The sequence below is a fragment of the Inquilinus sp. YAF38 genome (assembly GCF_052113205.1).
In the GTDB taxonomy this organism is placed as follows: Bacteria; Pseudomonadota; Alphaproteobacteria; order DSM-16000; family Inquilinaceae; genus Inquilinus.
Map to the genome: position 1 here is coordinate 59,396 of NZ_JBFRCU010000018.1, position 24,678 is coordinate 84,073.

Annotated in this window: 32 protein-coding genes; all 32 read right to left on the minus strand. The window is 66.8% G+C overall.

Translation table 11 applies throughout. The annotated features are described in order from the left end of the window. Nucleotides 1-4: 4 nt before the first annotated feature. Nucleotides 5-493 (minus strand): hypothetical protein, encoded by a 489-nt coding sequence (locus AB4Z01_RS10885; protein WP_441693325.1) that lies wholly within the window; start codon nt 491-493, stop codon nt 5-7. Then, entirely contained in the window at nt 490-5,451 is a 4,962-nt protein-coding gene (locus tag AB4Z01_RS10890; protein WP_441693327.1) for a tape measure protein, read from the minus strand. Before AB4Z01_RS10890 ends, AB4Z01_RS10885 begins: the two co-directional genes overlap by 4 nt. Next, nucleotides 5,448-5,870, minus strand: a complete 423-nt coding sequence (locus AB4Z01_RS10895; protein ID WP_441693408.1) for a DUF1799 domain-containing protein — start codon at nt 5,868-5,870, stop codon at nt 5,448-5,450. The genes AB4Z01_RS10890 and AB4Z01_RS10895 overlap by 4 nt, the downstream gene beginning before the upstream one ends. Then, a complete protein-coding gene (locus AB4Z01_RS10900) occupies nt 5,831-6,163 on the minus strand; it encodes a hypothetical protein (protein ID WP_441693329.1) in 333 nt (110 codons plus the stop codon). The genes AB4Z01_RS10895 and AB4Z01_RS10900 overlap by 40 nt, the downstream gene beginning before the upstream one ends. A 14-nt stretch (nt 6,164-6,177) precedes the next feature. Then, nucleotides 6,178-7,116, minus strand: a complete 939-nt coding sequence (locus AB4Z01_RS10905) for a hypothetical protein (RefSeq protein WP_441693331.1) — start codon at nt 7,114-7,116, stop codon at nt 6,178-6,180. Nucleotides 7,117-7,119: 3 nt separating this feature from the next. Further along, nucleotides 7,120-7,290, minus strand: a complete 171-nt coding sequence (locus tag AB4Z01_RS10910) for a hypothetical protein (RefSeq protein WP_441693333.1) — start codon at nt 7,288-7,290, stop codon at nt 7,120-7,122. Further along, nucleotides 7,287-7,727 (minus strand): phage tail terminator protein, encoded by a 441-nt coding sequence (locus AB4Z01_RS10915; RefSeq protein WP_441693335.1) that lies wholly within the window; start codon nt 7,725-7,727, stop codon nt 7,287-7,289. Before AB4Z01_RS10915 ends, AB4Z01_RS10910 begins: the two co-directional genes overlap by 4 nt. Then, the gene (locus AB4Z01_RS10920; RefSeq protein WP_441693336.1) at nt 7,724-8,221 is read right to left on the minus strand and encodes a phage virion morphogenesis protein; all 498 of its coding nucleotides are present in this window, start codon (nt 8,219-8,221) and stop codon (nt 7,724-7,726) included. The genes AB4Z01_RS10915 and AB4Z01_RS10920 overlap by 4 nt, the downstream gene beginning before the upstream one ends. After that, complete coding sequence (locus AB4Z01_RS10925) at nt 8,221-8,649, minus strand: gp436 family protein (protein WP_441693338.1); 429 nt, start codon at nt 8,647-8,649, stop codon at nt 8,221-8,223. The genes AB4Z01_RS10920 and AB4Z01_RS10925 overlap by 1 nt, the downstream gene beginning before the upstream one ends. After that, complete coding sequence (locus AB4Z01_RS10930; protein WP_441693340.1) at nt 8,646-8,819, minus strand: hypothetical protein; 174 nt, start codon at nt 8,817-8,819, stop codon at nt 8,646-8,648. Before AB4Z01_RS10930 ends, AB4Z01_RS10925 begins: the two co-directional genes overlap by 4 nt. After that, the gene (locus tag AB4Z01_RS10935) at nt 8,819-9,757 is read right to left on the minus strand and encodes a major capsid protein (protein WP_441693342.1); all 939 of its coding nucleotides are present in this window, start codon (nt 9,755-9,757) and stop codon (nt 8,819-8,821) included. Before AB4Z01_RS10935 ends, AB4Z01_RS10930 begins: the two co-directional genes overlap by 1 nt. A gap of 17 nt (nt 9,758-9,774) precedes the next feature. Continuing rightward, nucleotides 9,775-10,137, minus strand: coding sequence for a DUF2190 domain-containing protein (locus AB4Z01_RS10940; protein ID WP_441693344.1), 363 nt, complete (start codon nt 10,135-10,137; stop codon nt 9,775-9,777). Next, nucleotides 10,130-11,257, minus strand: coding sequence for a hypothetical protein (locus AB4Z01_RS10945; RefSeq protein ID WP_441693345.1), 1,128 nt, complete (start codon nt 11,255-11,257; stop codon nt 10,130-10,132). The genes AB4Z01_RS10940 and AB4Z01_RS10945 overlap by 8 nt, the downstream gene beginning before the upstream one ends. 181 nt (nt 11,258-11,438) lie before the next feature. Beyond that, nucleotides 11,439-13,481 (minus strand): ATP-dependent nuclease, encoded by a 2,043-nt coding sequence (locus AB4Z01_RS10950; protein WP_441693346.1) that lies wholly within the window; start codon nt 13,479-13,481, stop codon nt 11,439-11,441. A 163-nt stretch (nt 13,482-13,644) separates the two neighbouring features. After that, complete coding sequence (locus AB4Z01_RS10955) at nt 13,645-14,940, minus strand: PBECR2 nuclease fold domain-containing protein (RefSeq protein ID WP_441693347.1); 1,296 nt, start codon at nt 14,938-14,940, stop codon at nt 13,645-13,647. After that, nucleotides 14,930-16,474: a DUF935 domain-containing protein gene (locus AB4Z01_RS10960; protein ID WP_441693349.1), complete on the minus strand. Its 1,545-nt coding sequence runs from the start codon at nt 16,472-16,474 to the stop codon at nt 14,930-14,932. Before AB4Z01_RS10960 ends, AB4Z01_RS10955 begins: the two co-directional genes overlap by 11 nt. Beyond that, nucleotides 16,471-18,117, minus strand: a complete 1,647-nt coding sequence (gene terL, locus AB4Z01_RS10965; protein WP_441693351.1) for a phage terminase large subunit — start codon at nt 18,115-18,117, stop codon at nt 16,471-16,473. Before terL ends, AB4Z01_RS10960 begins: the two co-directional genes overlap by 4 nt. A gap of 4 nt (nt 18,118-18,121) precedes the next feature. Next, on the minus strand, nt 18,122-18,622 hold the full coding sequence (locus AB4Z01_RS10970; protein ID WP_441693353.1) for a DUF1804 family protein: 501 nt from the start codon (nt 18,620-18,622) through the stop codon (nt 18,122-18,124). A gap of 2 nt (nt 18,623-18,624) precedes the next feature. Beyond that, nucleotides 18,625-19,221, minus strand: coding sequence for a hypothetical protein (locus tag AB4Z01_RS10975; protein ID WP_441693355.1), 597 nt, complete (start codon nt 19,219-19,221; stop codon nt 18,625-18,627). Further along, nucleotides 19,218-19,574: a DUF2730 family protein gene (locus tag AB4Z01_RS10980; RefSeq protein ID WP_441693357.1), complete on the minus strand. Its 357-nt coding sequence runs from the start codon at nt 19,572-19,574 to the stop codon at nt 19,218-19,220. Before AB4Z01_RS10980 ends, AB4Z01_RS10975 begins: the two co-directional genes overlap by 4 nt. After that, the gene (locus AB4Z01_RS10985; protein WP_441693359.1) at nt 19,574-19,798 is read right to left on the minus strand and encodes a TraR/DksA C4-type zinc finger protein; all 225 of its coding nucleotides are present in this window, start codon (nt 19,796-19,798) and stop codon (nt 19,574-19,576) included. Before AB4Z01_RS10985 ends, AB4Z01_RS10980 begins: the two co-directional genes overlap by 1 nt. A gap of 128 nt (nt 19,799-19,926) precedes the next feature. After that, nucleotides 19,927-20,118: a hypothetical protein gene (locus tag AB4Z01_RS10990; protein WP_441693361.1), complete on the minus strand. Its 192-nt coding sequence runs from the start codon at nt 20,116-20,118 to the stop codon at nt 19,927-19,929. Nucleotides 20,119-20,131: 13 nt separating this feature from the next. Continuing rightward, the gene (locus AB4Z01_RS10995) at nt 20,132-20,578 is read right to left on the minus strand and encodes a hypothetical protein (RefSeq protein ID WP_441693363.1); all 447 of its coding nucleotides are present in this window, start codon (nt 20,576-20,578) and stop codon (nt 20,132-20,134) included. Next, complete coding sequence (locus tag AB4Z01_RS11000; protein ID WP_441693365.1) at nt 20,575-21,078, minus strand: glycoside hydrolase family 24 protein; 504 nt, start codon at nt 21,076-21,078, stop codon at nt 20,575-20,577. The genes AB4Z01_RS10995 and AB4Z01_RS11000 overlap by 4 nt, the downstream gene beginning before the upstream one ends. Nucleotides 21,079-21,232: 154 nt before the next feature. Beyond that, complete coding sequence (locus AB4Z01_RS11005) at nt 21,233-21,958, minus strand: hypothetical protein (protein ID WP_441693367.1); 726 nt, start codon at nt 21,956-21,958, stop codon at nt 21,233-21,235. 42 nt (nt 21,959-22,000) lie between these two features. Beyond that, nucleotides 22,001-22,474, minus strand: coding sequence for a hypothetical protein (locus AB4Z01_RS11010; RefSeq protein ID WP_441693369.1), 474 nt, complete (start codon nt 22,472-22,474; stop codon nt 22,001-22,003). Further along, the gene (locus tag AB4Z01_RS11015; RefSeq protein WP_441693371.1) at nt 22,471-22,875 is read right to left on the minus strand and encodes a phage protein GemA/Gp16 family protein; all 405 of its coding nucleotides are present in this window, start codon (nt 22,873-22,875) and stop codon (nt 22,471-22,473) included. The genes AB4Z01_RS11010 and AB4Z01_RS11015 overlap by 4 nt, the downstream gene beginning before the upstream one ends. After that, the gene (locus AB4Z01_RS11020; RefSeq protein ID WP_441693373.1) at nt 22,872-23,369 is read right to left on the minus strand and encodes a DnaA N-terminal domain-containing protein; all 498 of its coding nucleotides are present in this window, start codon (nt 23,367-23,369) and stop codon (nt 22,872-22,874) included. The genes AB4Z01_RS11015 and AB4Z01_RS11020 overlap by 4 nt, the downstream gene beginning before the upstream one ends. Next, nucleotides 23,350-23,772: a hypothetical protein gene (locus AB4Z01_RS11025; RefSeq protein ID WP_441693375.1), complete on the minus strand. Its 423-nt coding sequence runs from the start codon at nt 23,770-23,772 to the stop codon at nt 23,350-23,352. The genes AB4Z01_RS11020 and AB4Z01_RS11025 overlap by 20 nt, the downstream gene beginning before the upstream one ends. A gap of 14 nt (nt 23,773-23,786) precedes the next feature. Beyond that, on the minus strand, nt 23,787-24,050 hold the full coding sequence (locus AB4Z01_RS11030; protein ID WP_441693377.1) for a hypothetical protein: 264 nt from the start codon (nt 24,048-24,050) through the stop codon (nt 23,787-23,789). 8 nt (nt 24,051-24,058) lie between these two features. After that, nucleotides 24,059-24,373 (minus strand): LexA family protein, encoded by a 315-nt coding sequence (locus tag AB4Z01_RS11035; protein WP_441693378.1) that lies wholly within the window; start codon nt 24,371-24,373, stop codon nt 24,059-24,061. Then, nucleotides 24,366-24,674, minus strand: a complete 309-nt coding sequence (locus AB4Z01_RS11040; RefSeq protein WP_441693380.1) for a hypothetical protein — start codon at nt 24,672-24,674, stop codon at nt 24,366-24,368. The genes AB4Z01_RS11035 and AB4Z01_RS11040 overlap by 8 nt, the downstream gene beginning before the upstream one ends. Nucleotides 24,675-24,678 lie beyond the last annotated feature (4 nt).

Below are 24,678 nucleotides of genomic sequence, written 5' to 3' on the forward strand. Positions count from 1 at the left end.
GGGCTTACTCGTTTGCCGGGAGCGAGGTGGGGAGGGTCACGTTGACCAGCTGGTCGAGGCTCGCCATCAGCCGGGCCGCGTCCTCGGGGCCATAGGTGCCGAGGAACCAGACGGCATCGGCGTTGATGGTCGCGAGCTGGCGCACGGAAAGGGTCGCCGAGACGGCCCAGGTCATCGAGCCGCGCAGCTTCGGACGGTACGGGCCGACGAACTTCACCAGGGTCGGCTCGTATCGCGAACCGGTGAACAGCGGCATCGTGAACGACAGCTGCCCGTTGCCTAGCACGTGCTGGTACCAGCCCTTGAACAGCTCGAACTCGTCCAGGTCCCACAGCCAAGTCTGGCGGAACGTCGCCGGCGACCGGCTGAACCGCATGCGCGTCCGCGCGGGGCCGGCCTCCATGTCGGTGCGGAGGAGCGGCTCGTGCGGGTCGAAGTCGAGATCGTCCCGCGACGGCTGATAGGTGAGACCGACCGGCCAGGTCGCGGTCATGACCGGTTCCCCATCGCCCGGTTCAGGCCGAAGCGTGAGGACATGGCGGTGACCTCGTCGCTGTCGCCGCGATACATGCCGTCCACGATCTCTTGGCGGACCCGCCGGGAGACAATGCGGATGATCTCCTCGCCGTCCGGCCCGCGGTCCTGCTGGACCGAGGCGCGGGTGCCGTCGCCCTGGATGACCTGGACTTTGACGTTCGCGGCCGGCTGGCCGCCGCTGGCGCCGGCCGAGCCGCTGATCGACGCCGGTGGCGGCGCCGGGACGTAGCCGCCGAACACGCCGCCCTGGGCGAAAGGCTGGACCGGCGGCAGCGCGACGCCGAGCGTGCCATCGGAGAGGCGGGTCAGGTGCAGCGGCACGATCTGCCCGTTGTGATTGGCGGCGCGCACGGCCAGGCCGCGGGCGCCGGTGATCAGCGGCATGATCGCCTCAGGCCCGGCCTCGCCCATCAGCCCGGTGCGGCCGCCCGCCATCGGGAAGTAGGTCGGGCCGGTCACCACCGTGCCGGCGGCGAAGGGCTGCACGGAGCCGCGCGCGAAGGCGGCACCCTTGGCAAAGCCGATCGAGGTGCCGATCGAGCCCAGGAAATCGCCGATACCGCCGCCGATATCGCCGAGGAAGCTGCCGATCCCGTTGACGATGCTGCTGAACGCGCCGCCCAAGCCCGACAGGAAGCCGCCGCCCTGCTGCTCGACCCCTTCGGTCACCGAGGTGAGGCCGGAGCCGAAGTTCTGGTTGAACTGGTCGGCCGCCGTCTTGGTGTCGGTTGCCGCCTGGGCGATGCCGCCCAGCACGTCGCCGCCGGCGCCGCCACCGGTGCCAGGCAGGCCGGACCCCACCGTGATCGAGGCCGTGCCGATCGCGATCGAGGCCGCCGCCGCGTTGTCGTTGGCCGCTCCTCCGAACAGGCTGCTCGCCAGGCCGCCTAGCAAGCCGCCGATACCGCCGCTGCCCCGGTTGTCGTTGGCCGGCTGGGTCGGGCCGGGCGATTTGTCCAAGCCGGCGCCGCGGGCGATGTCATCGAACAGCGCGTCCGCAGCCTCGCCGAGCGGCTCGAACGCGAACTTGTCCAGCGCCAGGCTATACAGGCTGTCCAGGAACGACTGGAGCGCGTTGCCGGCCTCGGCGCCGCCCTTGACGATGGTGGTCGCCAGCTCGCGGAAGCTGGTCTTGAACCCGTCGAGGAAGCCGGACAGGCCGGGGTTCTGCAGCTCCAGCGTGCGGCGCCGGATGGCTTCGAGCGCGTCCGCGACCGAGTAGCCGGACTCGGCCAGCTTATCGAGCATGGTCGGATCGCCGCCTTGGATCAGCTGTCCCATGCGCGAAAGGTCGGCCAGCTCACGGTTGCGGGCCTCGGCCGGGCGCGCCGTGGAGCCGACGAGCGAGACCGTGTTCCCCGCCAGGCTCTCCCCCTGGCGCTGGGCGATCTGCGCCTGGCGCTGGGCCTCGGACGCCTTGGCGTAGGAGTCCGCCTGCTTGTCGATCTCCGCCGTCAGCTCGGCCGTGACCTTGCGGCCGTCCTGGTCGGCCGCGGTCAGCAGCCGGCGCTGCGCCGTCAGCCGGGCAGCAGCTTCGGACGACAGGCCGAGGGTCTCCGACTGCAGCTGCATGTCGCGGACCTGGTCCTTGAGCCGCTTCGACTCCTTGTCGAACTCGGACTCCTTGGACCGCGACGAACCAGCGCCGCCGTGCCCCTTGCTCCAGGTCGACCACTGGCCCTGGACGCCCTTCCAATACTCGTTCCAGCTGGGCACCGTCTCCGGCTCGCCCTGTACCTGGCGCGCGCGGGTCAGGACGCCGTTGGCCATGCCGGCGACCCAGCCGAGGATGCCGCCTGCCTGTGACCCGGCCTGGGTCAGCGAGATCATGGCATCCAGCGCCCGGCTGATCACGTCGTTGAGCGCCGCCTTGGCCTGCATCGCGCCCCAGGCGATCTTGGCCTGGGCCTCGATCTGCGCCTTGATCGCGGCGGCCAGCTCGGTGTTGCCGTCCTTGACCGCCTTCTTGTACGCCTCGAACCCCTCGACCGAGATCCGCGAAGCCGCCGCCGAGAACTGCTCCTGGCTGATGCGGCCCTCCGCCAGCAGCTGCGCCGCAAGCTCCAGCTCGCGGTTGTAGCCGGCCAGGCCGCCAGTGGCGGTGTCGCGGATGCGAGCGGCCAAAACCTGCTTGTCCTGCTCCTCCTTGATCTGCCGCTCCAGGTCGAGCCGCTGGCGCAGCTTCGCGGAAATGGCCTCGATCACGGCCGGATCGTCGCCCCGGCCGATATCGCGCGCCATCGCCGCGGCACGGCTGGAGACGGTCGCCTCCTCGACTGCGCGGGCATAATCCCGCACGCCGTTGGGCAGCACGCGCCAGGCCAGCAGCGCCGCCTGCAGGTCACGGTTGTCCTGGTCCAGATTGGCGAGGCGCGACCGACGTTCGGTCTCCGCGTTCATTTCGGCCGTGGCGCGGCCGACCTCCTGCGCCCGCTGCGCGGCTAGCCGCAGTTCCGCGTTCGGAGCCTTGAGGCCCTCGGCCAGGGACCGGGCTTTGTCGCCGGTGATCTTCAAATCGGCCTGGTAGTCCTTGAAGATCTTCTCGGCGTCTTTCGTTGCCTGGGCGGTGAGCTGCTGCTCGGCCCGGAACCGCGCCAGGCCGGCCAGGCCGCCGCTGTCGAGAGCGTCGGCCGCGCCCTGCGCTGCGGTGGTCAGAGGCGTCGCTGAAGCGGCGATGCCGCGCGCCACCGCCGGATTGTTTCCGGTCGCGCGGTTCATCAGGTCGCGCTGCTCGCGCAGGGCTTCCGTGTAGGTCTGAGCCGACCGTGCCGCCGCCTGCTGCCGGCGCTCGGTCTCGGCCAGCACCGCATTGGCGTTAGAGAGCCGGCTTTCCTCCTCCGCTAACGCGGCGCGTTGGTCGAGCAGCGCCTTGGTGAAGCCGTCGATCCGAGTCACAACGCCGCCAGCGCCGAGAGCCTGCGCCTGCTCGCGCATCCCGTTCAGCCGGTCGATCAAGCTGTCCAGCTCAGCCACCGTGCGTGGCGTCGATTTCTCGACCTCGCCGGCCAGCCCGGTGAATTCCACCCCGGCATCGTTGCCGAACAGCCGGTCCAGCAGAGATCCGCCGGCGGAGACGGTGGCCCGGCCGGCCGCGCCCGAGATCTTGCTCTGGATCGCGTCGATCGCCGCCGTCGCGTCCTCGGCGCTGCGCCGTGCCGCCGCCTGCGTCGAGGCCAGCATGTCGGTGCCCAGCTGCTTGACCGCCCCACTTGCGGCCTCCGCGGCCCGCGGGACGTAGTCGATCGAGCGGGCCGCCAGCTCCATGGCGCGCGAGTAGGACTGCGCCGAGCGCTCGCCGGCATCCTGGGCACCGGCCAGCAGTGTGACCCCGACCACGGCCGCCGTCGCGATGATGCCAGGCACGCCGCCGAGGAGGCCGACCGCGCCGGAGGCCAGTCCACGCGCGCGCGCCGCTACGCTGGCACGAGCTTGAGCCGCCGCGTTGGCATTGACAGCAGCCGTGTTGGCCGCCGCGGCCTCGGCAGCTGCCAGCTCGGCCACCCGTAACTGAGCAAGGGCCGCAGTCGAGGCGCCGATAGCCGCGCGTCGCCGAACAGCAGCACGTGCTGCGGCCAGTTCCGCGGCGGCTTGTTGATAGGCCGCCTGTGTGGCTGCGGCCTCGGCTTGCGCCTGCGCGATCCCGGCCGCTCGGGCGGCACTCGCGTCGGCGATCCGGCCGCGCATTGCTGTGGCCAATCGGACGAGGCCCACCGCCGCCAGCGCGGTGACCAGAGCCCCGATGACTCCGAAATTCTCCCCCAGCCCGACCAGTGTGTTCGCGAGCAGCGCGGCAGCGCCGGTGGCGGTCGCGGCCTGGCCCACCCAGCGCTCCGCGCCGGTCAGAATGACGGTCCAGCCCTCACCGATCGTGGCCTGCATCCGCTGATATTCGGCGTCGATCGCGTCGGCCTGGGAAAGGAGAGCCTTCACCACGGTCTCCGCGGTGAGCTGTCCCTGCTCGGCCATGGCGCGCAGCTCGCCGCGGGTCTTACCCAAGGCATCCGCCAGCGCCTGGGCGAGGCGCGGCGCCTGCTCCATGACGCTGTTGAACTCCTCGCCGCGCAGAACACCCGCTGACAGCCCCTGCAGCAGCTGCATCACCGCGGCGTCTGCCGAGGTCTGGGACCCGCCGGAGACCCGGAAACCCTGGTTGATAGTCCGGGTCACCGCGAGGATCGACCCCTCGGACACCTTGAGGGTCGCGGCGGCGCGCGAGATCCCCGAGAACAGCTCGGCCGTGGAGCCGAGCGCGCTACGGGTGTCCTGCGCTAGGCCGAAGACGGCCAGCCGGAGGCGCGAGACATCGTTCTCGTTGGCGGCGACCAGGCGCAGGCGGTTGCCGACGATGGTCCAGCCGTCCGCCATCTGGGTCAGCTGCTGGACCGTGATGCCGACCCCGAGCGCCGCCAGCATGCCGCGAAGGCCGCCGAGGGAACCGGTCAGGACCGAGACCGCGCTGTTGCTGTTGGCGGCCTGGCGCTCCAGCCCGGCCACCTCGCCGGTGGTCTGCTGCACCGCTGCGCCGAGCTGGCGGACGCCGGCGGCGCCTGAGGTGGTCTGGGCAGCCATGGCCGTGGCAGCGGCGCTCATCGCCCGAGCTGCGGCGGCCAGCTCGGCGACATCGCGGCCGGCCGCGCCGGACCTCTGCCCCAGGGTCGCGGCATCGTTCGCTGCCGTGGCCGCCTGGCGCGCCATGGCGGAGGCAGCGGCGCCGGCCGCCTGCTCGGCCGTGGTCAGCTTCGCTGTGTCGACCGCCGCGGCCTGGGCCGCATCGCCGACCTGGTCGATCGCAGCCGCGGCACCGCTGGCCGGCGCCGCCTTGCCGATGTCCGCGATCGACGCCTTGAAGTCGCGGACGCGCTTCTCGGCCTCATCGGCGTCGACATCGATGCGCATCGCGATCTTCAGGGTCATCGGCGGTTCAGTTCCTCGATCGCCGCGCCTTCCATGAGCTGGAGGCCGGCCCAGAGTTCAGGGGTGACGTCGATCCCGGCCCCGTCGAGGCCAGCGCGGGCGCCGGCGTAGTCGAGCCCGAGGTAGAGAAACCGGCCGGGACCGAGCCCGCCGGATATCGCGCCGGTGCGCCATTGGGTGCAGACGGCGGACCAGGCGCAGACGGCGGGCCAGTTCTCGGGGTAGATGCCGAAATCGCCGGTCGAGAGGAGACCGAGGCGTCGCTTCGCCTCCGCGATCTCGGCCTCGGTGGCGCCGAGCCGCCGGAGATCCTTGATGGCCTCCGGCTCGCCCTCGGCCCGGCTGGGCTTTCCGCGCGCCCATCGCTGGGCCGCCTCGATCAGTTTCCCTTTCGGGCCGCCGTGATGCCGTCGAAATATGTGTCGATCAGCCCGCGCCGTGCGATCGGGTGATTGAGCACCTGGTCGCGCAGGGTGTCGCTGTAGGGCAGCGGCTTGCCGGATTCGTCGACCACGTCGGTTAGGTCGACGATGACCCGATGCAGGAACCGCGTGGTGTCGTCGGCTTTCATCAGGTCGAAGCTGTTGGTTTCCTCGACCGACAGCAGGTTGTACGTCGCGAAGAAGGACGAATCCGTGTAGCCGCCGCCCATGGTCGGCGTGCGGATCTCGACCTTCTTCTTGAACGTCGGATTGGCCTCGACTTTGAACATTTGCCCTGCGCCTTTTACTTGAGGGTGATGGTGAACTGATCGTTGCCGGCGGTCGGGAGCGGCGTGAGCGACAGCGGCCACTCGACGATCTTCTGGTTGTTCTGGTAGCCGCTCAGGCGCTTGACCTGGCACTTGGAACATTCGACTTCGGTGATGAAGCCGGGGTCGGTGCCGTGCTGCATGAGGAACGGCACCTTGCGGCGCTCGACTGCGGCGTCGAACGGGTCGAAGACGTCCAGCTCCATCGCCTCGACCACGGCGGCGATGGACTCGCCGCGATCGGCGATCAGGATGGACTCCGAACCCACGAGGAACCGCCCCTGGACGTCGCAGCCGAGATCGAGGTTGGTCGACCGCATCACCATTGTGATGCCGTCGATCTTGTAGACTGGCGTATTGACCGACGTCGCCAGCTCGGGGTCCTTGAAGCCGGCGAAGCTGATGCCCGCCGGCGGCGCCTGCTTGGTGGGCTTGCGCCAGAGGCCGGTGAGGGTCACCCGGAGCTTCGGGATCTTCTGGGCCTCGACCTGCAGCACGGCGGTGCCGCGGGTGCCGATCAGCGCATGCTTGGTGCTTTCGATGAAGAAATGCACCGTCACGGCCTCATGGCCCCGGCTCACCGGGCGGTACTCGACGCTGGTCGCGGCGGTGATGACCTCGGCCAGGCCGCAGGCGCGGGCGATCGGACTCCAGGCTGGCGCGGTCCCGGCGGTGCCGGACCCGACCAGCTCGACGCTGAAGGTCAGGATCGCATGCAGGCCGGCGGGCAGCTCCTCGTCCGCCCCGAGCCACGGCATTTCGAGGTTGCGCGCCTCGTCGGTCCCCTCCATCGGACGGAACTCGACGTCCGTCACCAGCATCGCGTCCGCCGCGGTGGGGGCAGCATCGGTCCCGTAGGCGGCCTCGGTCTTGATCAGGAGAGCCTTGCTCTCCCAGCGCAGCGGCTCGGCCATGAATCAGCCTTTCGCGTTGGTCTTGGGGGTGTCGGCCGGGGCATCGGACGACGTGGCGGGCTTCGCCGCCGGCGCGGGGGCCGGCGCCGGCGGGCGGGAGTCGGTGAAGGCGACGCGCTGCAGCGTGCCGTCCGGCTTGCGGACGTAGCTGCCGCCCGCCACGGGAATGCTCATGGAGTGACCCTCAGCAGTTGGGGGATGGAGAAATCGACCTGGTAGAAGGCGGTTCCGGCATGGAGGCCGAGGAGCGCACCGCGCTCGGCCGCGAACGGCCCCCAGGCGCCTGGTGCCTTCCACCCGGCCACCGCCCGAAGGACCAGGTCTTCGAGCTGGTCGACCTCCGGGATGCTGGCCTCGCCGATCGCGTCGCCGGCGAACTCGACCACCAGGATGACTGCCAGGCGCCGGACCAGCTCCTGGCTGTGGAGGCCGGTGGCCGCGGTCGGCGCCCCGGCCCGGAAGCCCAGCGGCACGACGAACGCCGCGGTGCCGCCTTGGGGCAGCGAGCCGGCCTTGATCAGCGCCTCCAGCTCGCCGGCCCGTCCGATCCGGCCGGCCAGGCTCGGGATCTTCTCGGCCAGCCGGGCCATGACCTCGTCGACCATGGTCATGGTTGGGCCTCGGCGACGGCGAGCCAGTCCTCGGCCTGGGCGACGATCTCGGCCTCGTCGTCACCGTCGATGCCGAGGAACGGGCGCGCTGGGATCGTCACCGAAGACGCGAAGCGCCAGCCCAGGTCCCCAGGCAGCTTGAAATGCAGTGCGCCTGCGTTTTTCGGGACGATGGTTCCGCCCATCTGATGGATGCGGGCATACTCGGCGTCGCTACCCCACTCGACCCCATCGTTATCGGCTACATGGGTGATGCTCCCGTACAGCCGGCCCGACAGGCGCAGGATGTTGCCTCCCTCGATCAAGACGCGCAGCGGCTTCGGCCATGGGCTGCCGTCCGGCGCCTGCTCGCGCTCGAACCGCATCTGGGTCGAGACCACCATCGCGGCGCCGATGTTGTCGTAAAGCCCGCGCGCGTTCGTCATGCGCTCGGACACCCGACCCAGCGTCGCCTGGACGATGGCGCTGTCGACCCGCGTCGAGACGCCGACCATCAGACGAATCCCCGCAGATTCGCCGGCGTGAAGACAGGCGGCGAGCTGGTCGAAACACTGGCGGAGCCGGGGCCGCGCTCGGGCTCGATCCCGTCGAGGTCGAGCCGCTGCCGGCCGGCCGCGATGTCCTGCAGCGTCTTGATCGCGTCCCGGTAGTCGGCCGTGATCTTCTCGTCCGGCGCCTTGCGGTGCAGCTTGTAGATCGCCACGGCTTCGGCCGTGTGGGTCAGCAGCTTGGGGACCGAGGCGATCGGCAGCCGGTAGCGCGCGGCCAGGTAGCCGTCGATCGTCGCGTCGGCATCGGCGAGGGCATCATCGACCGCCGCCGCGTCGACCTGCCCGGTGGCGGGCTGGCCGCGGTCGGTCAGTTGCTGCAGCAGCTTGGTCCCGTACCGCGTCTCGAGGCCGGCCTGGGTGGCGTAGGTCACTTCGCCTTGACCTTGCGGCTGGCGGTGGCAGACGCCGGACCGATGCGCTCGCCCAGAAGGGCGGCGTCTTCCTCCGATAGCTCGGGGAGCGGATCGCCGATCTCGAAGTGCTGGCCGCGATACTTGATCGCGACCAAGGCAACGTGGCGCGTGGAAGTGACCTCGGCCATCAGCTGACCGCGTCCTGGATCAGGTAGCCGGCATACCCGGCGATCACCAGCTCGCGGACGCTTTCACCCGTCCGAACGCGCTCGCCGCCACGGAGGCCGATATCCGGATCGGGGCGCGAGCCCGCGATCTTGTCGCCCCACTGCGCCGTGGCCGCGAAGGTGAAGTCGGGAGCCCGGAACGAGAAGTTGCGGTTGCGGTAGATGAACGAGGCATGGTTGCCCCAGACCTGCGACAGCGCGGCCGGCTGACCCTTGCGGGCCGTGTTCAGCCGCGACTGGCCGACGATGATGTCTTCCAGCTCCAGCAGGTCGGCCACCGCCCGGCGCGTGGCCACCGCCTCGTCGCCGGAGTTGGCGTTGATCGCCTTCGCGATCTTCGGATGCCGGCGCAGCTTCGACCACACCTTCTGGCCCAGGATGCCGATGTTGGGCCGGACCAAGCAGGCGTCTAGACCGGCGAGGATGTCATCGACCGGATCGCTCGTCGGATCGTCCCAACGGTCGGCCGCGGTGGCCAGCTGGATCTTGTTGCCGACCGGATAGACGGCCGGGTTGAACAGCAGCCGGGCCGCCCGGACCTCGCGCCCGAGGGCGATATAGTCCGCCAGCCGCTCGGTCGCATGGGTCCGCGGGTCGTAGCCCACGGTGGCGCCGATATCGATGTCCTCCTGGGGGATCGGATCCTCCAGGCCGTGGTCATCGACCGAACCGTCGCGCTCCTCGGCGCGGAACTCGATCTCGTTGGTGCGGCCGGTGCGGCCGACCTTGGTGTCGGTGGTCGAGAAGGACTCGTCGACCGGGTATTCCCACCACTTGAACAGCCGCGACGGCACGGTCGCGCGCGGCAGCACCTGGTCGGCGATGTACACCTGGTTGCGGTAGCCCACCGCAACGGCGGTGAGCTTCGGGTCGACTGGAAACGGCGCCTGGATGGCCATGGGACCTCTCTTGGGGGCTAGGCGGCGACGCCGCGATCGAGGAGAACGGAGCCGATGTCGCCGAGGACGCCGGTGGCCATCGCCTTGCCGATGACGCGGTTGCCGGCGGCGGCGACCACCGCCCGGCCCTGGGCATCGGCGGTCAGATCAGCGCCGCGGGTCACGGGGCCGCCGTATTCGACCTCGGCGACACCCGTCAGGACGACGTCGCAGGAGATGTCGACGGCGCCGGCGCCGAGCATGTCGACCACGCCGATGCTCAGGTCGGCAGGCGCGGTCGCTAGGGCGACGTGGTCATCATCGGCGCCGAACTTGACGATGCGGTACCCGGCGAATGCCGCCGCGGCGTAGAAGGTCTTGACCAGTCCATGGTTACGCACGGCGAGCCTCCCCGTTGGCGGTGACGTGGTCGACCGCCGCCGCGAAGCTCACGCTGTCGCCGAGGGCGGCTCGGTCGGCCTGGTACTTCCTCGCCCGATCGGCGATCTGCTGGGCGTTCTCTTCGGCGGGCCGGCCGGCGGCTTCCGCGATCTCGCCGAACGCGACGGTGGGCGCCAGGCGGGAGAGGAACCGGCGGAAGTAGCCGGCCGGCGTTTCCTTCTCGTCGCCGGCGGCGAAGGCCACCGTCTCGCTGTCGTCCAGATGCGCCAGGAAGGCTGCGACCTCGGCCTTGTGGCCGGCCGGAACCCGGTTCTGGGCGACCAGGCTGTCGATGAATGCCGTGTCGGCCGCCTGGCGCCGCTCGGTCTCCTGCGCGGCGAAGGCGGCGATCTGCCGATCCTTGGCCTGGCTCTCCTGGCGCAGCCGTTCCAGCTCCGCCTTGTCCGCGTCGGACATCGGGGTCTCCGTGATGGTGGTGGTGTCGGTGGAGGTGGCGGCCGGCGCCGCATAGGCGACCCGGTTGGCCGCCGGGTCATCGGACTTGGCCGCCTCCTCCTGGAGGAAGTCCAAGTCCCAGGTCGGGATCACCTGGTCGGCCGTCTCCAGCCCTTCCTTGCCGATGATCCAATCCCGGATGCGGCGGAGGATGCTGGCGACCGTCCGCTCGGCCCAGGCGAACTCGACGGTCTCGGTCTCGTCCTCGGCCGCGAACCGCACCGGCGGCAGCCCCTCGACGGCCGGTGGGTGGGCGCCGAGGAAGCCGACATGCTTGAGGTACCAGGTGCCGGGCACCGGGTTGCCCTTCGCCTCGGGGCGATAGAAGCAGGCCGAGACATTCTCGTACCGGCCGTCGTTGACGAGCTGGGCGAAGGCGGCCTCGACCCGCTCGGGCACCACCCGCAGCGTGTTGCCAGACGCCTCGACCTTGCCGACCCAGCCCCAGGCCGGGTCTTCCATCTTGGGATGGCCGATCACCAGCGGCGCCGGCCGGAGGGCCGGGTCGTAGGCCGCGGCCGAGGCCGCCAGGTCCTCCGCCGTGATCGTGACGCGGGCGCCGCTGGCATCCGTGCGGGTGCCGGCCCGGAAGGCGTCGAAGGGGTTGAGCGGGGCGTTGGGCACAGGAACCTCGATCGGTGCGGGATCGAGGGCTGTGATAGGATGCGGCGCCGACGACGAATTGACCCAACGTCGTTGGGTCAGGGCCGGCCCTTCATGGCGGGGTCAGGCTGCCACCGCGCGCCGACGTTGTCCATCCATGCGCAGCGTCGCCGCTAACGGGGGGCTAACGGGCCTACGGCGGTTAATCGAAGACAGAAGGCTCCCTCACCCCGGCGAGGGGGGATTCAGCGGGTACGGGCTCTCCTGCGTCGTCGTCCGGAAGCAACAGATCACCGAAATCATCCGGGAAGCCCCCTTCCTCGTGAGGATCGGCCTCCTGCACGGTTGCCTCCGCCGTCTCGGCGGGGCTGTCGGGCTGAGGATCGGCTGGGCGCGCTGAGTGCATCTCCACCAAGCGCTCTATGACTCGGATGAGAGGTTCAAAACCGAGGAAAGCTTCCTTCGGCAGTGTGGGAACAACGTGATCCGCGAAGTGAGATTTGCCAGACACGATCTTCCTAAACCATGGTTCTGTGGCAGGGCGTTTCTCAAGAATCCGCCTGCCTCTCTTGACCTCGATATTCTCAAACTGAATCTCAATGCCGAATCCATCCGTCCTTTTTAAAAGATGATCATCGTCAAATAAAAATTCGATGCTCAGATTCTCGAAATCCGCATAGCATTTTTTGCTATCTGGATAGGGTAGAAGTAATCCGCATGCCATTCCATTCCGGCTTATTTTGACGTCGTCGAAATCGCTTAGGGCAGAAAAGTTATTATCCAGCTGGAAACCACTTTTGCCACCTTCATCTCTATCAAATAATCCTATGATGAAGTGTGGATGATCCGGCCTGATTCCCCGCAACGCTATTGCAAGTGTTCCAAACCCAGCGGCCTCAGATAGTTGGTCCGCCGGATTTAGGTTGCACGACTTGATGGCCGCAGGGAGATCACCATCGCGTAGATGCCTCCATGCTGCCTGAATGATGATCGCGTCGGTTCGCCCCTCAGTGAGCAATACAGGACGCCGAACGTCCGACAGATCCTCACTGAGCCGCTTATTCAATGAGATGATGTCCTCGATCCGTTCGATCTGAGGAGCAATCCGATCATGCATCTGCCCAAGTAACGCAATATGGCCCAGCTCACGAGCAATATGAAGCTCCAGATCCTCGGAAAACAAGCTCTTGGCAGTGGCTTCTGAAATGTGCTCATACACCGTGCCGCCGACTTGCCACTTCGCCAAAAAAATCGACTGCCGGTTGGCCCTCAAATCGATGAATGCAGGCGAATGGGTAGTTACAAAAATCTGACTCGTTACTGAATAATTATTTCGCATGGTTGAACATAGCTCGAACGCTCTAGCAAACTCCATCGAATTCTCCGGCTCTTCAAACCCCCATATATGGAATTTCGAGGATCGCTCGGCAATATAGTTTAGCATGGCTGGGATAAAACGAACTCTGATCCCGTCACCTCTCTGGTCAAGACCCACGTCCTCTGTGGTCGTACCTTCCGTGCGTATGCGAAATGCTTGAAACAGATCTCGATGTTCCGATGGCAATGCGATTTTCGCATTGATGCCCGTCGCGGTTGAGAATTCTGACTTAAGTTCCGAAGCCTGATTTTGTAGATCCATGTTGAATTGTTCAATTCTACTGCGAAACCCTCCCGGGCCTCGCTCGCTATTTTCGAATATGGCCGATTGAAGTTCCGAGATAATTTCGCTAAATGTCTGATTATCCTTAATCGCGGGAATATAATTGAACTCAATTCTACCAAGAAACCGAGAAAGGCTCGACTGCGCTTTCGGGATTGTGGTATCCACTTGGCCAGATTTGATTCTGGCAGCCAAATCATGCGTTATAAAGGGATAAAGGCTGTCTCTGTACCAAGTCTTGGTAACTCTGAATTTTTCAGGAAGCGTTGCCAGAAAAAACTTACCTCTGTTGAACTCAATCGATATTTGGATAAATTGCTTTCCTTTCACTGAGTTCTTGCGCACTTGATCTAGACGAATGTGGGAGAATTCCTCTTCGAAAGTGATTGGCTCACCGGATGGAGCAGACTCGTTAAAAAACAGATTCAGCGCCCTCAATAAGTTGGATTTTCCGACATCGTTTTTACCCGTTATGATATTAAATTCAGAACAATTTCTCAGTTTACAAGTATTTATAGATCTATAGTATTTTATATCGATCGATCGTATTATATTTGGCAGCTTTTTCATTGCGAAAATACCCATTGTCCAAGCGCCAGACTTATTGGCGGCGCATGCATCTTGACAGAGTAGACGCCCAACATCGTCCTTGTGTAAAGTAGGTTGCTGCCGTCAGTCGGGCCGCCCGCCCGTGCACCAGAAAGCTGACGGAGCTGGCCGGGGGGCGGGTGCCCGGCCGAATTCCCACTCATCGCTGATACAGCAGGACCCCATAACGCGCTCGGTCGATCTGGGCCGCGCTCGTCGGCGGGAACAGGGTCACGCCATCCCAGCCCTTGGGCGTCCACTCGAACACAGCCAGCCCGCCGCGCCGCTTGTCCATGTCGAACCGTCTCACGTAGCGACGGCGGAGGATATAGTTCGGCGGCTGTCCCGGCGGGGCGACGTCGAACCAGTGCAGCCAGATCTCGTCTGGGTCCTTCAGGGCCGCAGCTAGCGCGAGCAGATACTCCTCCCGGCCCTGTTTGGTCACCTTGAACGTCCCGTCATAGTTGCGGAACAGCTCGTCCGTGATGATCGTTCGGGTGCCACTGGGATCCCGCCACACCACGGGTTGCCCGATGTCGCCGCCAAACTCGCGGAGGAAGGCGCGGACATAGTCCTCCTCCGCTAGACCAGCCGGGAGCTTCGGCACCGGCGGCAAGGGGGTGGATGGCAGAGGCGGCAGCTGCGAAATAGGCGTTGAGCCGGGCAATGCATCCAGCTGCGATGACGGCTGACCTGGCGGTGGCGGATTCGGAGGCGTCGGTGACGGCAGCGGTTTCCGCAGCTGGGGAGGGGTGACGCCGCGCAGCCAAGAGTCGCCAGGATTGTACCCGAAGCCGGTGTCGATGCCTTTCGGCGTCCAGACCGTTTCGATAGAGCCGTCCGGCGCGCGGACCTCGCGCGGCTCCATCTCGATCTCGGGCGGATCGAGGGTGACCTTCAGCCCGAATCGCTTGAGGTCGCGCTCCGAAAGGCTCTGGGTATGGCACCGGCAATTCCAGCCGTTCGGCGGCCAATGGGTGCGCCACCACGGATGATCGATCGGAAGGATGATGTCGTGCCAGGCATAGTGCTCGGGCCGAGTCTTCAGATCGTGGACATCGACATAACGGGCATAGGGCCTGGTCGCCTTCAGCCGCTGAGCCTGCTGCCAGCGGCCGGAGCTGTAGGCCATCCGGGTGTTCATCTCGAAGATCAGCCGGCTGCGCCTGTTCCGGCTGCCGTGATAGGCCCAGCCGTGCTGGGCGACGATCCGGTCGAAGTCCGCGCGGAAGGTCTCCAGTGTGCCGCCGGCCGAGATCGCGCGGTCCAAGGCTTCCCGGAAGTCGGCCAGCAGCGCATCCGATGTGGCGCCGGCGACGGTGAACGCGCGGGTGTGTGCCTGGTGCATCAGGTCCGACCAGCTGTTCGTCGGCAGGTTTACCTTGCTGCGGAAGTAGTCGATCGCCTCGACGAAATGGACGCGCGTCGCCGAGACCCGGACGGCTTCACCGGCCATCGAGCTGGTCACCCATGCCGGTTAGCGCCGAGAGCGCCAGGCCGTCCCGCAGCAGCTCGGCCAGTCCGTCGATCGGCATGGTCGACTCCATCCGCGCCAGGCGCGCGGCGAACTGCACCGGCGTTTCGCGGAGGCGGATGGACTCGTCCAGCTCGGCCTTGATGGCGTCGATGATTTGGTCCAGCGCCGGGCCGGTCGCCTCCTCGACCTGGTCGACCAGATGGTCGACCGGATCGGCGGCCGGATTGCGCTCGGCCGGCGTGGCGAAGGCCGCCGGCGGCGGCGTGCCGCCCGATTCCGACGACAGCTGCGGCTCCGGCCGGCCGACGAAGAACCACCGGCCTCTGGCCTGGTCGACAAACTCGGCCTCCGCGTCCTCGGGCTCGTAGCCGGCCCTGCGCATCTTCTCGACATAGTCCACCGCGGCCGATCGCGCATCGGTCTCGGCCTTGTCGGTCTCCGCGTTCTCCTTGCGGTTCTCCGGCCGGGGGCGCCAGACGGTCGGCGGCGCCGCATCCGGATAGTTCGCCTCGGTCAGCCAGGTCAGCAGCTGGGCGTTCAGGGCGGCCGACAGCTCATCGCAGTCGCCATCGCAGAGATCCTCGCGGACCTCGTTGTGGGTCTGGCTGGCCGCCCGGCTGCCGGCCTGGCCGACATTGGTCGACAGCGTCTCGCCTAGCACGGCTTCCGAGATCTGCTCGTCCAGGTACCGGCAGAACTTCTCATAGGTGTCGACGCCGGCACCCTTGGCCGCGTCCAGCAGCTCGATGAGCGTGCCCTCGGGCACGGCAATCGCACCATCCTGGCCCAGGCCGATGAGGGCCTTGAGCAGTTCGCGGGGATCTTCGCCAGGGCCGGCAGTGCCCTTGATGAAGGGCATGCCGAACCGCTCGCAGAACTTCGCCCAGAACTGCAGCGAGTTCCGCTTGAAGAAGATCGGCCAAAACAAGCGATGGCCCAGGCCGAGGCCGTAGGGATCGAAGCTGGTGCCGAACCGGTGGACCAGGAACTTGCGCGGCGGCAGCGCGATCCCGTCGAGCTGGTTCTCCGGGGTTAGGAGCCGCAGCTCCCATTCCCGGTTGAACACGAAGCGGCGCGGATCGCGGGGCTTGGCCTCGACCGGCACGGCGAAACCGTCCCGCATGTCCCAGATCACCTCGGAGACGGCATAGCCCTTGAGCTGGGCGTCCAGCAGGTCCAGGCACAGCTTGTCGAAGGACAGGCCCCATTCGCCGTCTAGGACACGCTCCGCCAGCTTGGCCGCTTGCTTGTCGGCCCGTCGCGGCCCTCCTGGCGTCACCGACCATTCGCGGGCGACCACCGCCCGCTTGCGCTTGTCCAGGACGGCTCCGGCGCGAGGGTCGCGCGCCAGATCCTCATACAGCTTGAGGCCCTTGCCGACGCTGCGCTGGGCCAGAATGTCATCCTGCGGCCGCAGGGTATCGCCCCAGCCCAGGAGGGTGATGTCCAGCTTCGCGGTCGCGATCTCGCCGGTGCGGGTGACGGCCGGCGCCGTGGCGGAAGTGTCGGTCATCGCGCGAACCCGTTGTGGATCTGTTCGTAGGGCATGGATCGGGGGCCGGCACGGTGGATGCCGGCGGTCATGCGCATGCGCTTGACGGCCAGGACCCAGAGCATTTCGAGACAGTCGGGGCCGTCATCGTGATCGCCCTTGGGGAAGTGCCGCAGTTGGTCGAGCAGCACCGTCTGGGAAGGATGGAATCGGATCAGGCCGTTGGCGACATGCGGCTGTAGGCTCTCGATCCGCAGCGCCTTGTCCGATTTCGTCATGATCGGCACCGCCGGCACGGGCACGCCGCGCTCGGCCGACCGGCGCACCAGCTCCGTCCGGAAGAACTCCTGGAACTGGACGGCCTCGACGCCCCACACCAGGCAGCGATGCTCGCGCTGCAGGGCGATCACGTCCTCAATGATCTTGTCCGGCAGCCGCCGGGCGATCCGGGCCTCGACCACGTCAAGGATGCCGGTCTCGCGGTTGAGGCCGCCGACCAGGAGGGCGGACGGGTCGCGCCCGCGGTTCTGCTTGCCCAGGGACGGGTCGCACGCGCCGAACATCATCCAGTGCCCGAGGCGGTTGACCCAGAACGTCACCTTGCCGAACAGGGCGTCGTCGCTCGACACAGGATCGTTCTGATATTCGGCATCGAACGGGCCGACCTTGATGCGGACCCGGATCTTCATCAGCTTGACGAAGGGTTGCACCGCCGGCCACAGCACCTCGGCGCCGGCGTCCATCAGCTCCCGCTGCCCGGCATAGAAGGCGTCCGCCGCCTCCTCGTCCTCGTTGTGAAGAACCTCCTCCCACCGCTCCCACAGATCCATCCGGTCGGGCCAGCGGACGATCGCGCGGAAGACGGTCGCCCGCCACAGTGGGTTGCGTAGCTTGCGGCTCAGCACCGAGTCATAGTGCAGCACGGTGCCGACATAGATGATGTCCATGGAGCCGTCCGGCGGCCCCAGTGGCTCGACCGCCTTGTCGATCCAGGCTTCGAGCTTATCCCGTTGCTCCGGCGACCGGACGTTCTCGTCGTTCTCCAGATCGTCCAGCCAGCACAGATCCGGCCGGTGGGCACCGTGGCGCACGCCGCGCAGCCGCTTGCCGCTGCCGAACGCCTGCACCTTGACGTTGCCTCGCGTGACGATGACGCCGACCTGCCACACCCGGCCCTGGCCGACCGCGTCAGGGAAGTCCTGCGCCAGCCGCGGATTGACCTCCAGCTCGACCTTGATCCCTTCGAGGATGGCGGCGGCCTGGTCGCTGGCGTCCGACATCACCACGGGGAACCGCTTGTACCCGTAGACGATGCACCAGAGGATGAACATCTGGCCGTGCGTGGTTTTGGCATTGCCGCGCGGCGCCGCGATGGCCTCGCGGGCGCCGGCCGACTTCCCCGGGTTGTGGATCAGCGCCGGCAGCCGGTCATAGAGCCAGGTGTGGAAGCCGCTGGCGGCGCTGGTGACATAGTGCGGGAAGTAGGTCGCGCAGAAGGTGCCGAAGTCGGTCGCCGCCCGCTTCTTGCGCTCCCGCTGCGCCACCGGGTCGGGGCTGAAGCCCTGGACCTTGTTCTCGATCTCCTGGCGGATCTCGGCGGACAGGGCCGCCATCGCCGCCAGGAAGTCGGCGGGCTTTGTTTGTTTCGAGGCGGACTTCGCCATCGCGTCACCCGTAGCGCTCGGCCACGCGGCCGGCAAACGGCTCCAGCACCTCGGCCAGGGCCTCGGAGTGTTGTGGGAACTTCTCGCGGACGAAGACGGCGAGCAGCTGCAGCAGCTCGGTGGCGACGGCGTAGCGGCCGAGATCGGGGGCGGCCTTGGCAACGGCCGCCATCGTCTTGTGGAAGGCGTCGGACAGCCGGCTGATGGCCTCGGCCTTCTCCAGCGGCGCGACGTCGTCGGCATCCTTCAGCTGCTCCATGGTCGCCTGGTGCAGGACCAGGAAGTCGGCCAGCACGATCTGGGCGATCATCCCGGCGCCGGAGGTCGACAGGGCTGCGGCGCCACGCGCCTTGTCCCAATCGTCACCCATAGCGGCGGCCAGGCTTTTCCATCTCCGGACGGTTGCCACCGCGACGTCATGTTTGGCCGACGCCTGCTCCAGCGACATGCGCTCGTAGATGTAGGAGCCGCGGACGGCGGTCTTGATCTCCTGGGCATGCGCCATGCTCAGCGCTCCAGGATCGAGCGCGCGGCCAGCGCCCCGGCCCGGAGGGCGGCGCCATAGGACGGCTTGCGCACGCCGGGCACCACCTCCCGGCCGGCGGCGACATCGGCGCCCCGGCTGGTCAGCACCAGCATGCTGTCGGTGGCGCTGGCGTCGAGCAGGCCGGCGCCGACCAGGAACGAGACGTCGGCTTCGACCTGAGGCCGGCTGGCGGCCATGGCGAGGCTCGCCAGGCGCGAGCAGAACCAGTCGAGATTGGCGACGGGTGCCACGCCGGGCCAAGCCCGCCGACCCTCCGCAACCTCCGCGCCACGCTCGGTCACGGCCAGGATGTCGACGCCGCTCTGGTCCCGGCCCGCGCCGGCCAGGCCGTGATCGGCCAGCCAGGCGCCATGGGCCAGAACCTTGTCGCGCAGGATCGGCGCGCCGGCATCGGCGGTCAGGTCGCGCAGCAGCGAGACGTTCCCGGCGCCCTGCGGCAGCAGCGCCAGCAGCGCGAGGATGAGCAGCCGCTCGCGCTCCTCGGCCGGCAGATCGGCGAGACACCGCAGGATGGCGAGGCGGCGATGCTCGGCCAGGCGCTCGGCAAGCGGGATCATTTATCACCTCGTCCCAACAAATGGTTGGTCAGCATCCCGAGCTGGTCCGAGATCGAGCTGAGCGCCCCGGTGTGCCCCTCGGATTTGGCATTCAGCTTCTCGATCGAGGCGTTCTGGACCGCCACGGCGGCCTGCAGCGCCTTCATGTCGTCGCTGGTCGGCATGTGCCTCATGCGCTCTCCGATGAGGACGGTCTCGCGCTCCAATTGGTCGACGCGCGTCGCCAGCCCGCCGACATCGGTCTTGAGGGCGAAGCGCTGTGCCAGGACCAGCAGCGCTAGGTTCGCCAGGATCGTCAGCAGCCCGATCACCCATAGCCAGTGCTGCCGCACCGCGTCGAAGAAGCCGTCCATCAGCGCCCCCCGCGCTCGATCGAGGATTGGCAGGGGGCGCAGCGGCGCGCCCAGGGCGCGGCCCTGCGGCGCGCGGTCGGAATCGGTTCGCCGCAGCCATCGCATTCGCGCGGCCCGATGTCTTCGGCCGCCGCCTCGCGGGCACGGCGGACCCGGTGCGGATCGAGCGCCTCCGATTGGAAGCGCTCGACCAGCTCGGCCGCCCGGTCGATTTCGTCAGCCACGGCACGCCTGCAGCTGCGCATCGAGCCGCTTGAGATCCTGGTACCAGGYGCGGGTGGCGGGCTTGGGCGGGGGAGCGGCGAACTCGTCCGCGACGCCGGGGCCAGCCGGCGGGAACGCCGGGCAGACGCTAGCGCCGCTGCCGCAGCCAGTCGTCAAGCTCGCCATCAGGCACGTCAGGGCGGGAAGCGATTTCATTTTGGGTGGCCAGGATCTTGGCGTTGCGTTTGGCTTCGGCGCCCTCGGCGGCCCGCCAGGTGAGGAACGGGACCAGCAGAGCCTTCACCAGCTCCGCCAGCCCCTGGACGAGGTCGCCCCACATCGGGCGGTGCCCGTCAGGAACTCGGCGCCGGCATCCGCGCCCGGATGTAATCGGCGACCCGCTCCTCGGTCAGGCCGAAGCGCTTGAGGGCATCCGGCGCCGACCGAGCCAGATAGGTGCCGGCATCGGCGATCCACTGGTCCCGCACCTCGACCTTGGCGACGTCGTGCCCCAGCTCAAGCAGCCGGTTGCGGGCATAGTCGATCGCGCGGACGGCAATCGTGTCCAGATAGGTCCGGATGGCGTCGTCGGCCTTGAGCCGCAGCAGCTTGGCCGCCCAGCCGATGACGGCCAGGCCCCCGGCGCCGAGCGCCGAGACGAGGATGCCGACGAGGTAGTCGACAGCCGGGGTGAAATCGATCACGAACCCGTCGCCGGCCATGGCGACGGGGGCGACGAGGCAGGCGAGCAGCAGCGCGACGAACGCCGCCCAGATGGCCATGGGCCGCAGGGAGATCATTTCCGCTCCTTGGGGGTGGTGGTGTCGGACAGGGCGCCGCCGGCGCGGACATAGACGTCGAGCAGCGTCTCGAGCTTGTGTTCGCGCTGGCCGTAGCCGGCGCCGGGCAGGCTGGCCCAGATGTTGCGGCAGCGGTCGATGGCCTCGGGGATCCGTCCGGCCTCGATCAGGTCCAGCGCGCGGCGGCCGCGGATTAGCTCGACAGCGGCGCGATCTTGCGAGGTCGGAGAAAAGTCCGGCAGGCGCAGCGTAACCGCGAGGTCGTCCCAGGTGCGGGCCAGAAATTGATAGCGGCCCGCTGCGGTGGAACCGATCTTGTACCGCGGTAGCCAGACGAGTTGGCGCGGATGCGCGGCATAGCCGGAGAACAGGGTTCCGCCGACCAGCACGTCGTAACCGTCGTCGCTGCCGCCGATTGTGCTGGTGCCTTCGGACACGGCCAGCGTGTCGAGGAAGGCGGCGACGTTCGAACCGAGATCTCGGGCTGATAGACGGGGCATTCTCGGGCACGACTCCGGAGAGGGCGGCTCGGCCGCCTGGTGCCCGAATAAGAACGCCGCCTCAAAGGCGGCGAATTGACCCTACATCGTTGGGTCAGAGCGCCTTCACGAATCAATCAGTGGTCATTTAATGTCTGCATACATCTTACGAGATTCATTTAGACCAAACAAAATCGGACTGCTTAATGGGTACGAATTCCAAACCTTCGACTGTTTTTTCCTCATAGATAATAAATGACTTGGATATTGTGTTCCCATTCAACAATCTCGCACAAATAATCCTCTCGTTTGCTATTCTCAGGGCAATATACTCCTTATCTCCGTACGAGAATTTGTATAGCGTGCGAGATTTAGCTTCAGATTGCCCAACTACGCTTCCGACAATATATAGAATAAAGATAGATATGATTAGAGCGATCAGAAATGACTGAAAACTTCTACTCACCGAATAATTAAACATGTAATTCCTAATTTTTCCTGTCTTTAGAAAAAATAAATAGGCAACTTGTAAGAGCACGAATGCCAAAAAAACAACTATTGGCGCAATTACGGTTCCATAAGATGGAATTAATGGACGAAGAATGGCGGCAGTGACGATTATAATCAGCACTAGAAATACGGATAAGTATCTGTAAAATTCAGTATCCGGAAATGAGCTTGTAAACAGTACGTACCCCTGAAAGCCTGGAGCCAGAAGCGCTATTACCGCTGCAATAGAAAGCAGAACATCGGAGACAGAAATGTAATACAGTTCGCTTGGATATCCGAAATGCTTTGCAAAACCAAAATTAAACCCGTAGGCGAATAGGTATCCTGCTCCGGTTATTGTGGCAAGGAGGACCGTATCGCTGAGTATCCGATCTCTTAAGGAGCCAATCATGCTCTTCTCTCGTGATCAATGAACCGAAGTAGCAGATACAGCTTATCTGGAATTCCGGAGACCGACAGTGACACTTTCGCCGGCGACAGAATGTTGGATGCCGGGCTGAAAGTCCTCCTGCCCACCGCCAGGATCGAACAGGTTGCCTTGTGGCCCCGTCCCGTCCGGCCGGCGCTTACGCACCCGGCGGACCCATTCCTCAGTGCACCCTAGATCCTGGGCGCAGGCGCGGGTGCCGCCGGGATGCCGCAGGATCTCGCGTACCAAGGCACCGTCCCCAGCGGCACGAGGGATCAGCTTGTGTCCCGGCCCGTGCATTTCGGCGAGCAGGCGGGTGGCATCGAGACCGATGATACCGACCAGCGGCGAGGTCGGCCGCACGTGCTCGACGCCGGGAATGTAGCGTTTGCCGCCGCCCCAGACCTTCGCCAGAGCCCGCGCTTCACGGACATAGCCCGCGACAGCCAGGTCGTAGAGCAGGCCGGGGAAATATTCCGGGGTGACGGGATCGGTCATCGCGCTCCACCCTTGCGTCGCTTCATGCCTTTGAGTGCTTCGATGACTTTCGAGGCATCAGCGACGGAGAGCATGTCGGCTTGGGGGATCACGTCTTCGGCCAGGCCGAGGACGCGGCGGATCATCGAACGCAGTGATGCCTCCGACTTCTCGCGGGAGGCATCGTGCCAGAGCGCGCGGATCAGGCGACCGGTTGAGGTGCGGCCGGTGCGGAGGTCGGCGCCACCGGTCCAGCCGAGCCGGACGAATTCGCGGATAACGCTGCCGAGCTGGACCTCGTTGAGGTCGGCGGCGCTGTCGCGACCGGTCACCCGGCGCAGCACGGCCCGGTAGGTCTCGTCGTCCAGCCCGAGCTGCTTCTTGGCGACGTGGACCTTGGCGATGGCGGAGGCTCGGCTCACGGCCGTATCTCGATCTCGCCCCACGCTTCGCGGAGCAGCTGCTCGAACTCGGCCCGGATGCGATCGGCGTGAAACTTGGTCGGGGCGACGACGATCTGCAACTCGCCCTGCCGCTCCAGCCGCAGCGGCCGGAACCAGGTCGACCACTTCTTGATGCCGACCCAATCAACGAGGCCACCGAAGGGATGGACTGCCGTGTCCGGCTCCGGCGGCACTCGGGAACCGGTTGCCTCCTCCGCCGGGACATAGTCTCGCCAGCGCTCCTCACCGAGGAAGGTCGAGGCCATCCAGTTGTATTTCGGATCGGCCTTGGCTGCCCGTCGCTCGGCGGCATAGGCGGCGGCAGCCGCGGTCAGCTCCTCCGCGGTCACGGTGCCGGCCTTGATGAGGGCGTTGAACAGCTTCCGCGCCCGCTCTCGCGGGTTCGGCCGCCGCTGGGGATAGGCGGCCCAGAAGGCATCGAAAACAGGATCGTCAGTAGGCTTGCGGGGCATCGGTCGACTCCGTCACCGAGACGGGCGTGCCCGCCGCCAGCGACGTCAGCACGTCATTGCGGACCAGCACGAAGCCGTTCGGGATTTCGGGGGTGGGGAACTGCGGCCAGTCCGGCGTCGGCAGGCCGCGAATGGCGCTATTGAAAGTGATGGCGATGTCCGGCCGGGCGATGCCGGCGCGCTCAAGGCACTCCACGACACCGAGGATCAGCCACCGCGCATCATCCGTCGTGAACCGCAACTCAGGCACCCGGCGCGCCTGCGTCTGCTCCCGGCGCAGGCCGGCGACGATGCGGAAGATCGTCTCCTTCGCCGCCGCCTTCGAGCTGCAGGACGGGCCGTGGGCTTCCTGGAAGATCCGGTTGAGCCGGAACAGGAACAGGGCAAGCTCGGTGTTGTTCATCGCTGGGCGTGCCGCTACTGGTCCTGCGCGTCCGCGCAGTCCGACCGCCGGCGCGCAATCCGCCGCCACGTGGCGACCTCGTCGCGCATCGATTGCCGGCCGCTGACATAGGACAGCGCCCTGCCGAGATCCGAGCCGCAACGCGAGAAGGCGGCGACCAGGTCATCCCGGGTGCAGCGCTTGAGCAGGCAGGCGAGCTGGGTTCCCTTCCCCTGGTCGGCCCGCATCAGGGCGCGGTCGATCTCGGCTGCAGTGATGGGTGCTGGACGGCGTGGCATGGTCGCTCCTACTGGCCACGCCTCTCCGCCAGATCGGCGGAGAGGACGAAGGACGGTTCGTCGAGGGTCAGCGGGACGCGCCGAAGGATCTCCAGCGCGCGGCTGTGGTGCGGCTGCCGGCGCAGATAGCCGCGCTCGATCAGCCTGGTGATGAGCCGATGGATTGCGCCCTTGGAGCGCAGGTCCAACTCGTCGGCCAGCTCCTGGTACGACGGGCAGACCCCCGATTGGTCCATCAGCTCCTGGATGACGCGCATGCAATCGGCCTGATTCGGGGTGAGGCCGATCCCGACCGATGCCGGGTCGAGGGCGGGGTTATCCATGACGCCGCTCCACCGGCACCGGGCCGGAGCCATGAGGGTTGAAGCCGTCGTCCTCGTCCTTCTCCCGCGCCAGGAAGGCGTCGACCTCCCGGTCGGTCATGAAGCGCCAGGCGCCGACCGCCTTGACCGGCGTCTTGAGACGGGTCTGGCAGACTTCGAGAAACGCAATCGGGTCGGCCGGGGTCGGGATCGGTGGCAGGTACTGCAGGTTCGGGATCTCGATCGTCACTTCCTCGCCGGCCGTGCCGACCAGGAACAGGCGGACGCTGGCGCGGGCGCCTTCGGGCAGGATCATCGTCATGGGC

What these genes read in the sequence shown, in the direction of transcription:
- AB4Z01_RS10885 (WP_441693325.1), bottom strand. Translation starts at nt 493, where the DNA reads ATGACCGCGACCTGGCCGGTCGGTCTCACCTATCAGCCGTCGCGGGAC.
- AB4Z01_RS10890 (WP_441693327.1), bottom strand. Translation starts at nt 5,451, where the DNA reads ATGACCCTGAAGATCGCGATGCGCATCGATGTCGACGCCGATGAGGCC.
- AB4Z01_RS10900 (WP_441693329.1), bottom strand. Translation starts at nt 6,163, where the DNA reads ATGTTCAAAGTCGAGGCCAATCCGACGTTCAAGAAGAAGGTCGAGATC.
- AB4Z01_RS10905 (WP_441693331.1), bottom strand. Translation starts at nt 7,116, where the DNA reads ATGGCCGAGCCGCTGCGCTGGGAGAGCAAGGCTCTCCTGATCAAGACC.
- AB4Z01_RS10910 (WP_441693333.1), bottom strand. Translation starts at nt 7,290, where the DNA reads ATGAGCATTCCCGTGGCGGGCGGCAGCTACGTCCGCAAGCCGGACGGC.
- AB4Z01_RS10915 (WP_441693335.1), bottom strand. Translation starts at nt 7,727, where the DNA reads ATGACCATGGTCGACGAGGTCATGGCCCGGCTGGCCGAGAAGATCCCG.
- AB4Z01_RS10920 (WP_441693336.1), bottom strand. Translation starts at nt 8,221, where the DNA reads ATGGTCGGCGTCTCGACGCGGGTCGACAGCGCCATCGTCCAGGCGACG.
- AB4Z01_RS10930 (WP_441693340.1), bottom strand. Translation starts at nt 8,819, where the DNA reads ATGGCCGAGGTCACTTCCACGCGCCACGTTGCCTTGGTCGCGATCAAG.
- AB4Z01_RS10935 (WP_441693342.1), bottom strand. Translation starts at nt 9,757, where the DNA reads ATGGCCATCCAGGCGCCGTTTCCAGTCGACCCGAAGCTCACCGCCGTT.
- AB4Z01_RS10950 (WP_441693346.1), bottom strand. Translation starts at nt 13,481, where the DNA reads ATGGGTATTTTCGCAATGAAAAAGCTGCCAAATATAATACGATCGATC.
- AB4Z01_RS10955 (WP_441693347.1), bottom strand. Translation starts at nt 14,940, where the DNA reads ATGGCCGGTGAAGCCGTCCGGGTCTCGGCGACGCGCGTCCATTTCGTC.
- AB4Z01_RS10960 (WP_441693349.1), bottom strand. Translation starts at nt 16,474, where the DNA reads ATGACCGACACTTCCGCCACGGCGCCGGCCGTCACCCGCACCGGCGAG.
- terL (WP_441693351.1), bottom strand. Translation starts at nt 18,117, where the DNA reads ATGGCGAAGTCCGCCTCGAAACAAACAAAGCCCGCCGACTTCCTGGCG.
- AB4Z01_RS10970 (WP_441693353.1), bottom strand. Translation starts at nt 18,622, where the DNA reads ATGGCGCATGCCCAGGAGATCAAGACCGCCGTCCGCGGCTCCTACATC.
- AB4Z01_RS10975 (WP_441693355.1), bottom strand. Translation starts at nt 19,221, where the DNA reads ATGATCCCGCTTGCCGAGCGCCTGGCCGAGCATCGCCGCCTCGCCATC.
- AB4Z01_RS10980 (WP_441693357.1), bottom strand. Translation starts at nt 19,574, where the DNA reads ATGGACGGCTTCTTCGACGCGGTGCGGCAGCACTGGCTATGGGTGATC.
- AB4Z01_RS10990 (WP_441693361.1), bottom strand. Translation starts at nt 20,118, where the DNA reads ATGTGGGGCGACCTCGTCCAGGGGCTGGCGGAGCTGGTGAAGGCTCTG.
- AB4Z01_RS10995 (WP_441693363.1), bottom strand. Translation starts at nt 20,578, where the DNA reads ATGATCTCCCTGCGGCCCATGGCCATCTGGGCGGCGTTCGTCGCGCTG.
- AB4Z01_RS11000 (WP_441693365.1), bottom strand. Translation starts at nt 21,078, where the DNA reads ATGCCCCGTCTATCAGCCCGAGATCTCGGTTCGAACGTCGCCGCCTTC.
- AB4Z01_RS11005 (WP_441693367.1), bottom strand. Translation starts at nt 21,958, where the DNA reads ATGATTGGCTCCTTAAGAGATCGGATACTCAGCGATACGGTCCTCCTT.
- AB4Z01_RS11010 (WP_441693369.1), bottom strand. Translation starts at nt 22,474, where the DNA reads ATGACCGATCCCGTCACCCCGGAATATTTCCCCGGCCTGCTCTACGAC.
- AB4Z01_RS11020 (WP_441693373.1), bottom strand. Translation starts at nt 23,369, where the DNA reads ATGCCCCGCAAGCCTACTGACGATCCTGTTTTCGATGCCTTCTGGGCC.
- AB4Z01_RS11025 (WP_441693375.1), bottom strand. Translation starts at nt 23,772, where the DNA reads ATGAACAACACCGAGCTTGCCCTGTTCCTGTTCCGGCTCAACCGGATC.
- AB4Z01_RS11030 (WP_441693377.1), bottom strand. Translation starts at nt 24,050, where the DNA reads ATGCCACGCCGTCCAGCACCCATCACTGCAGCCGAGATCGACCGCGCC.
- AB4Z01_RS11035 (WP_441693378.1), bottom strand. Translation starts at nt 24,373, where the DNA reads ATGGATAACCCCGCCCTCGACCCGGCATCGGTCGGGATCGGCCTCACC.
- AB4Z01_RS11040 (WP_441693380.1), bottom strand. Translation starts at nt 24,674, where the DNA reads ATGACGATGATCCTGCCCGAAGGCGCCCGCGCCAGCGTCCGCCTGTTC.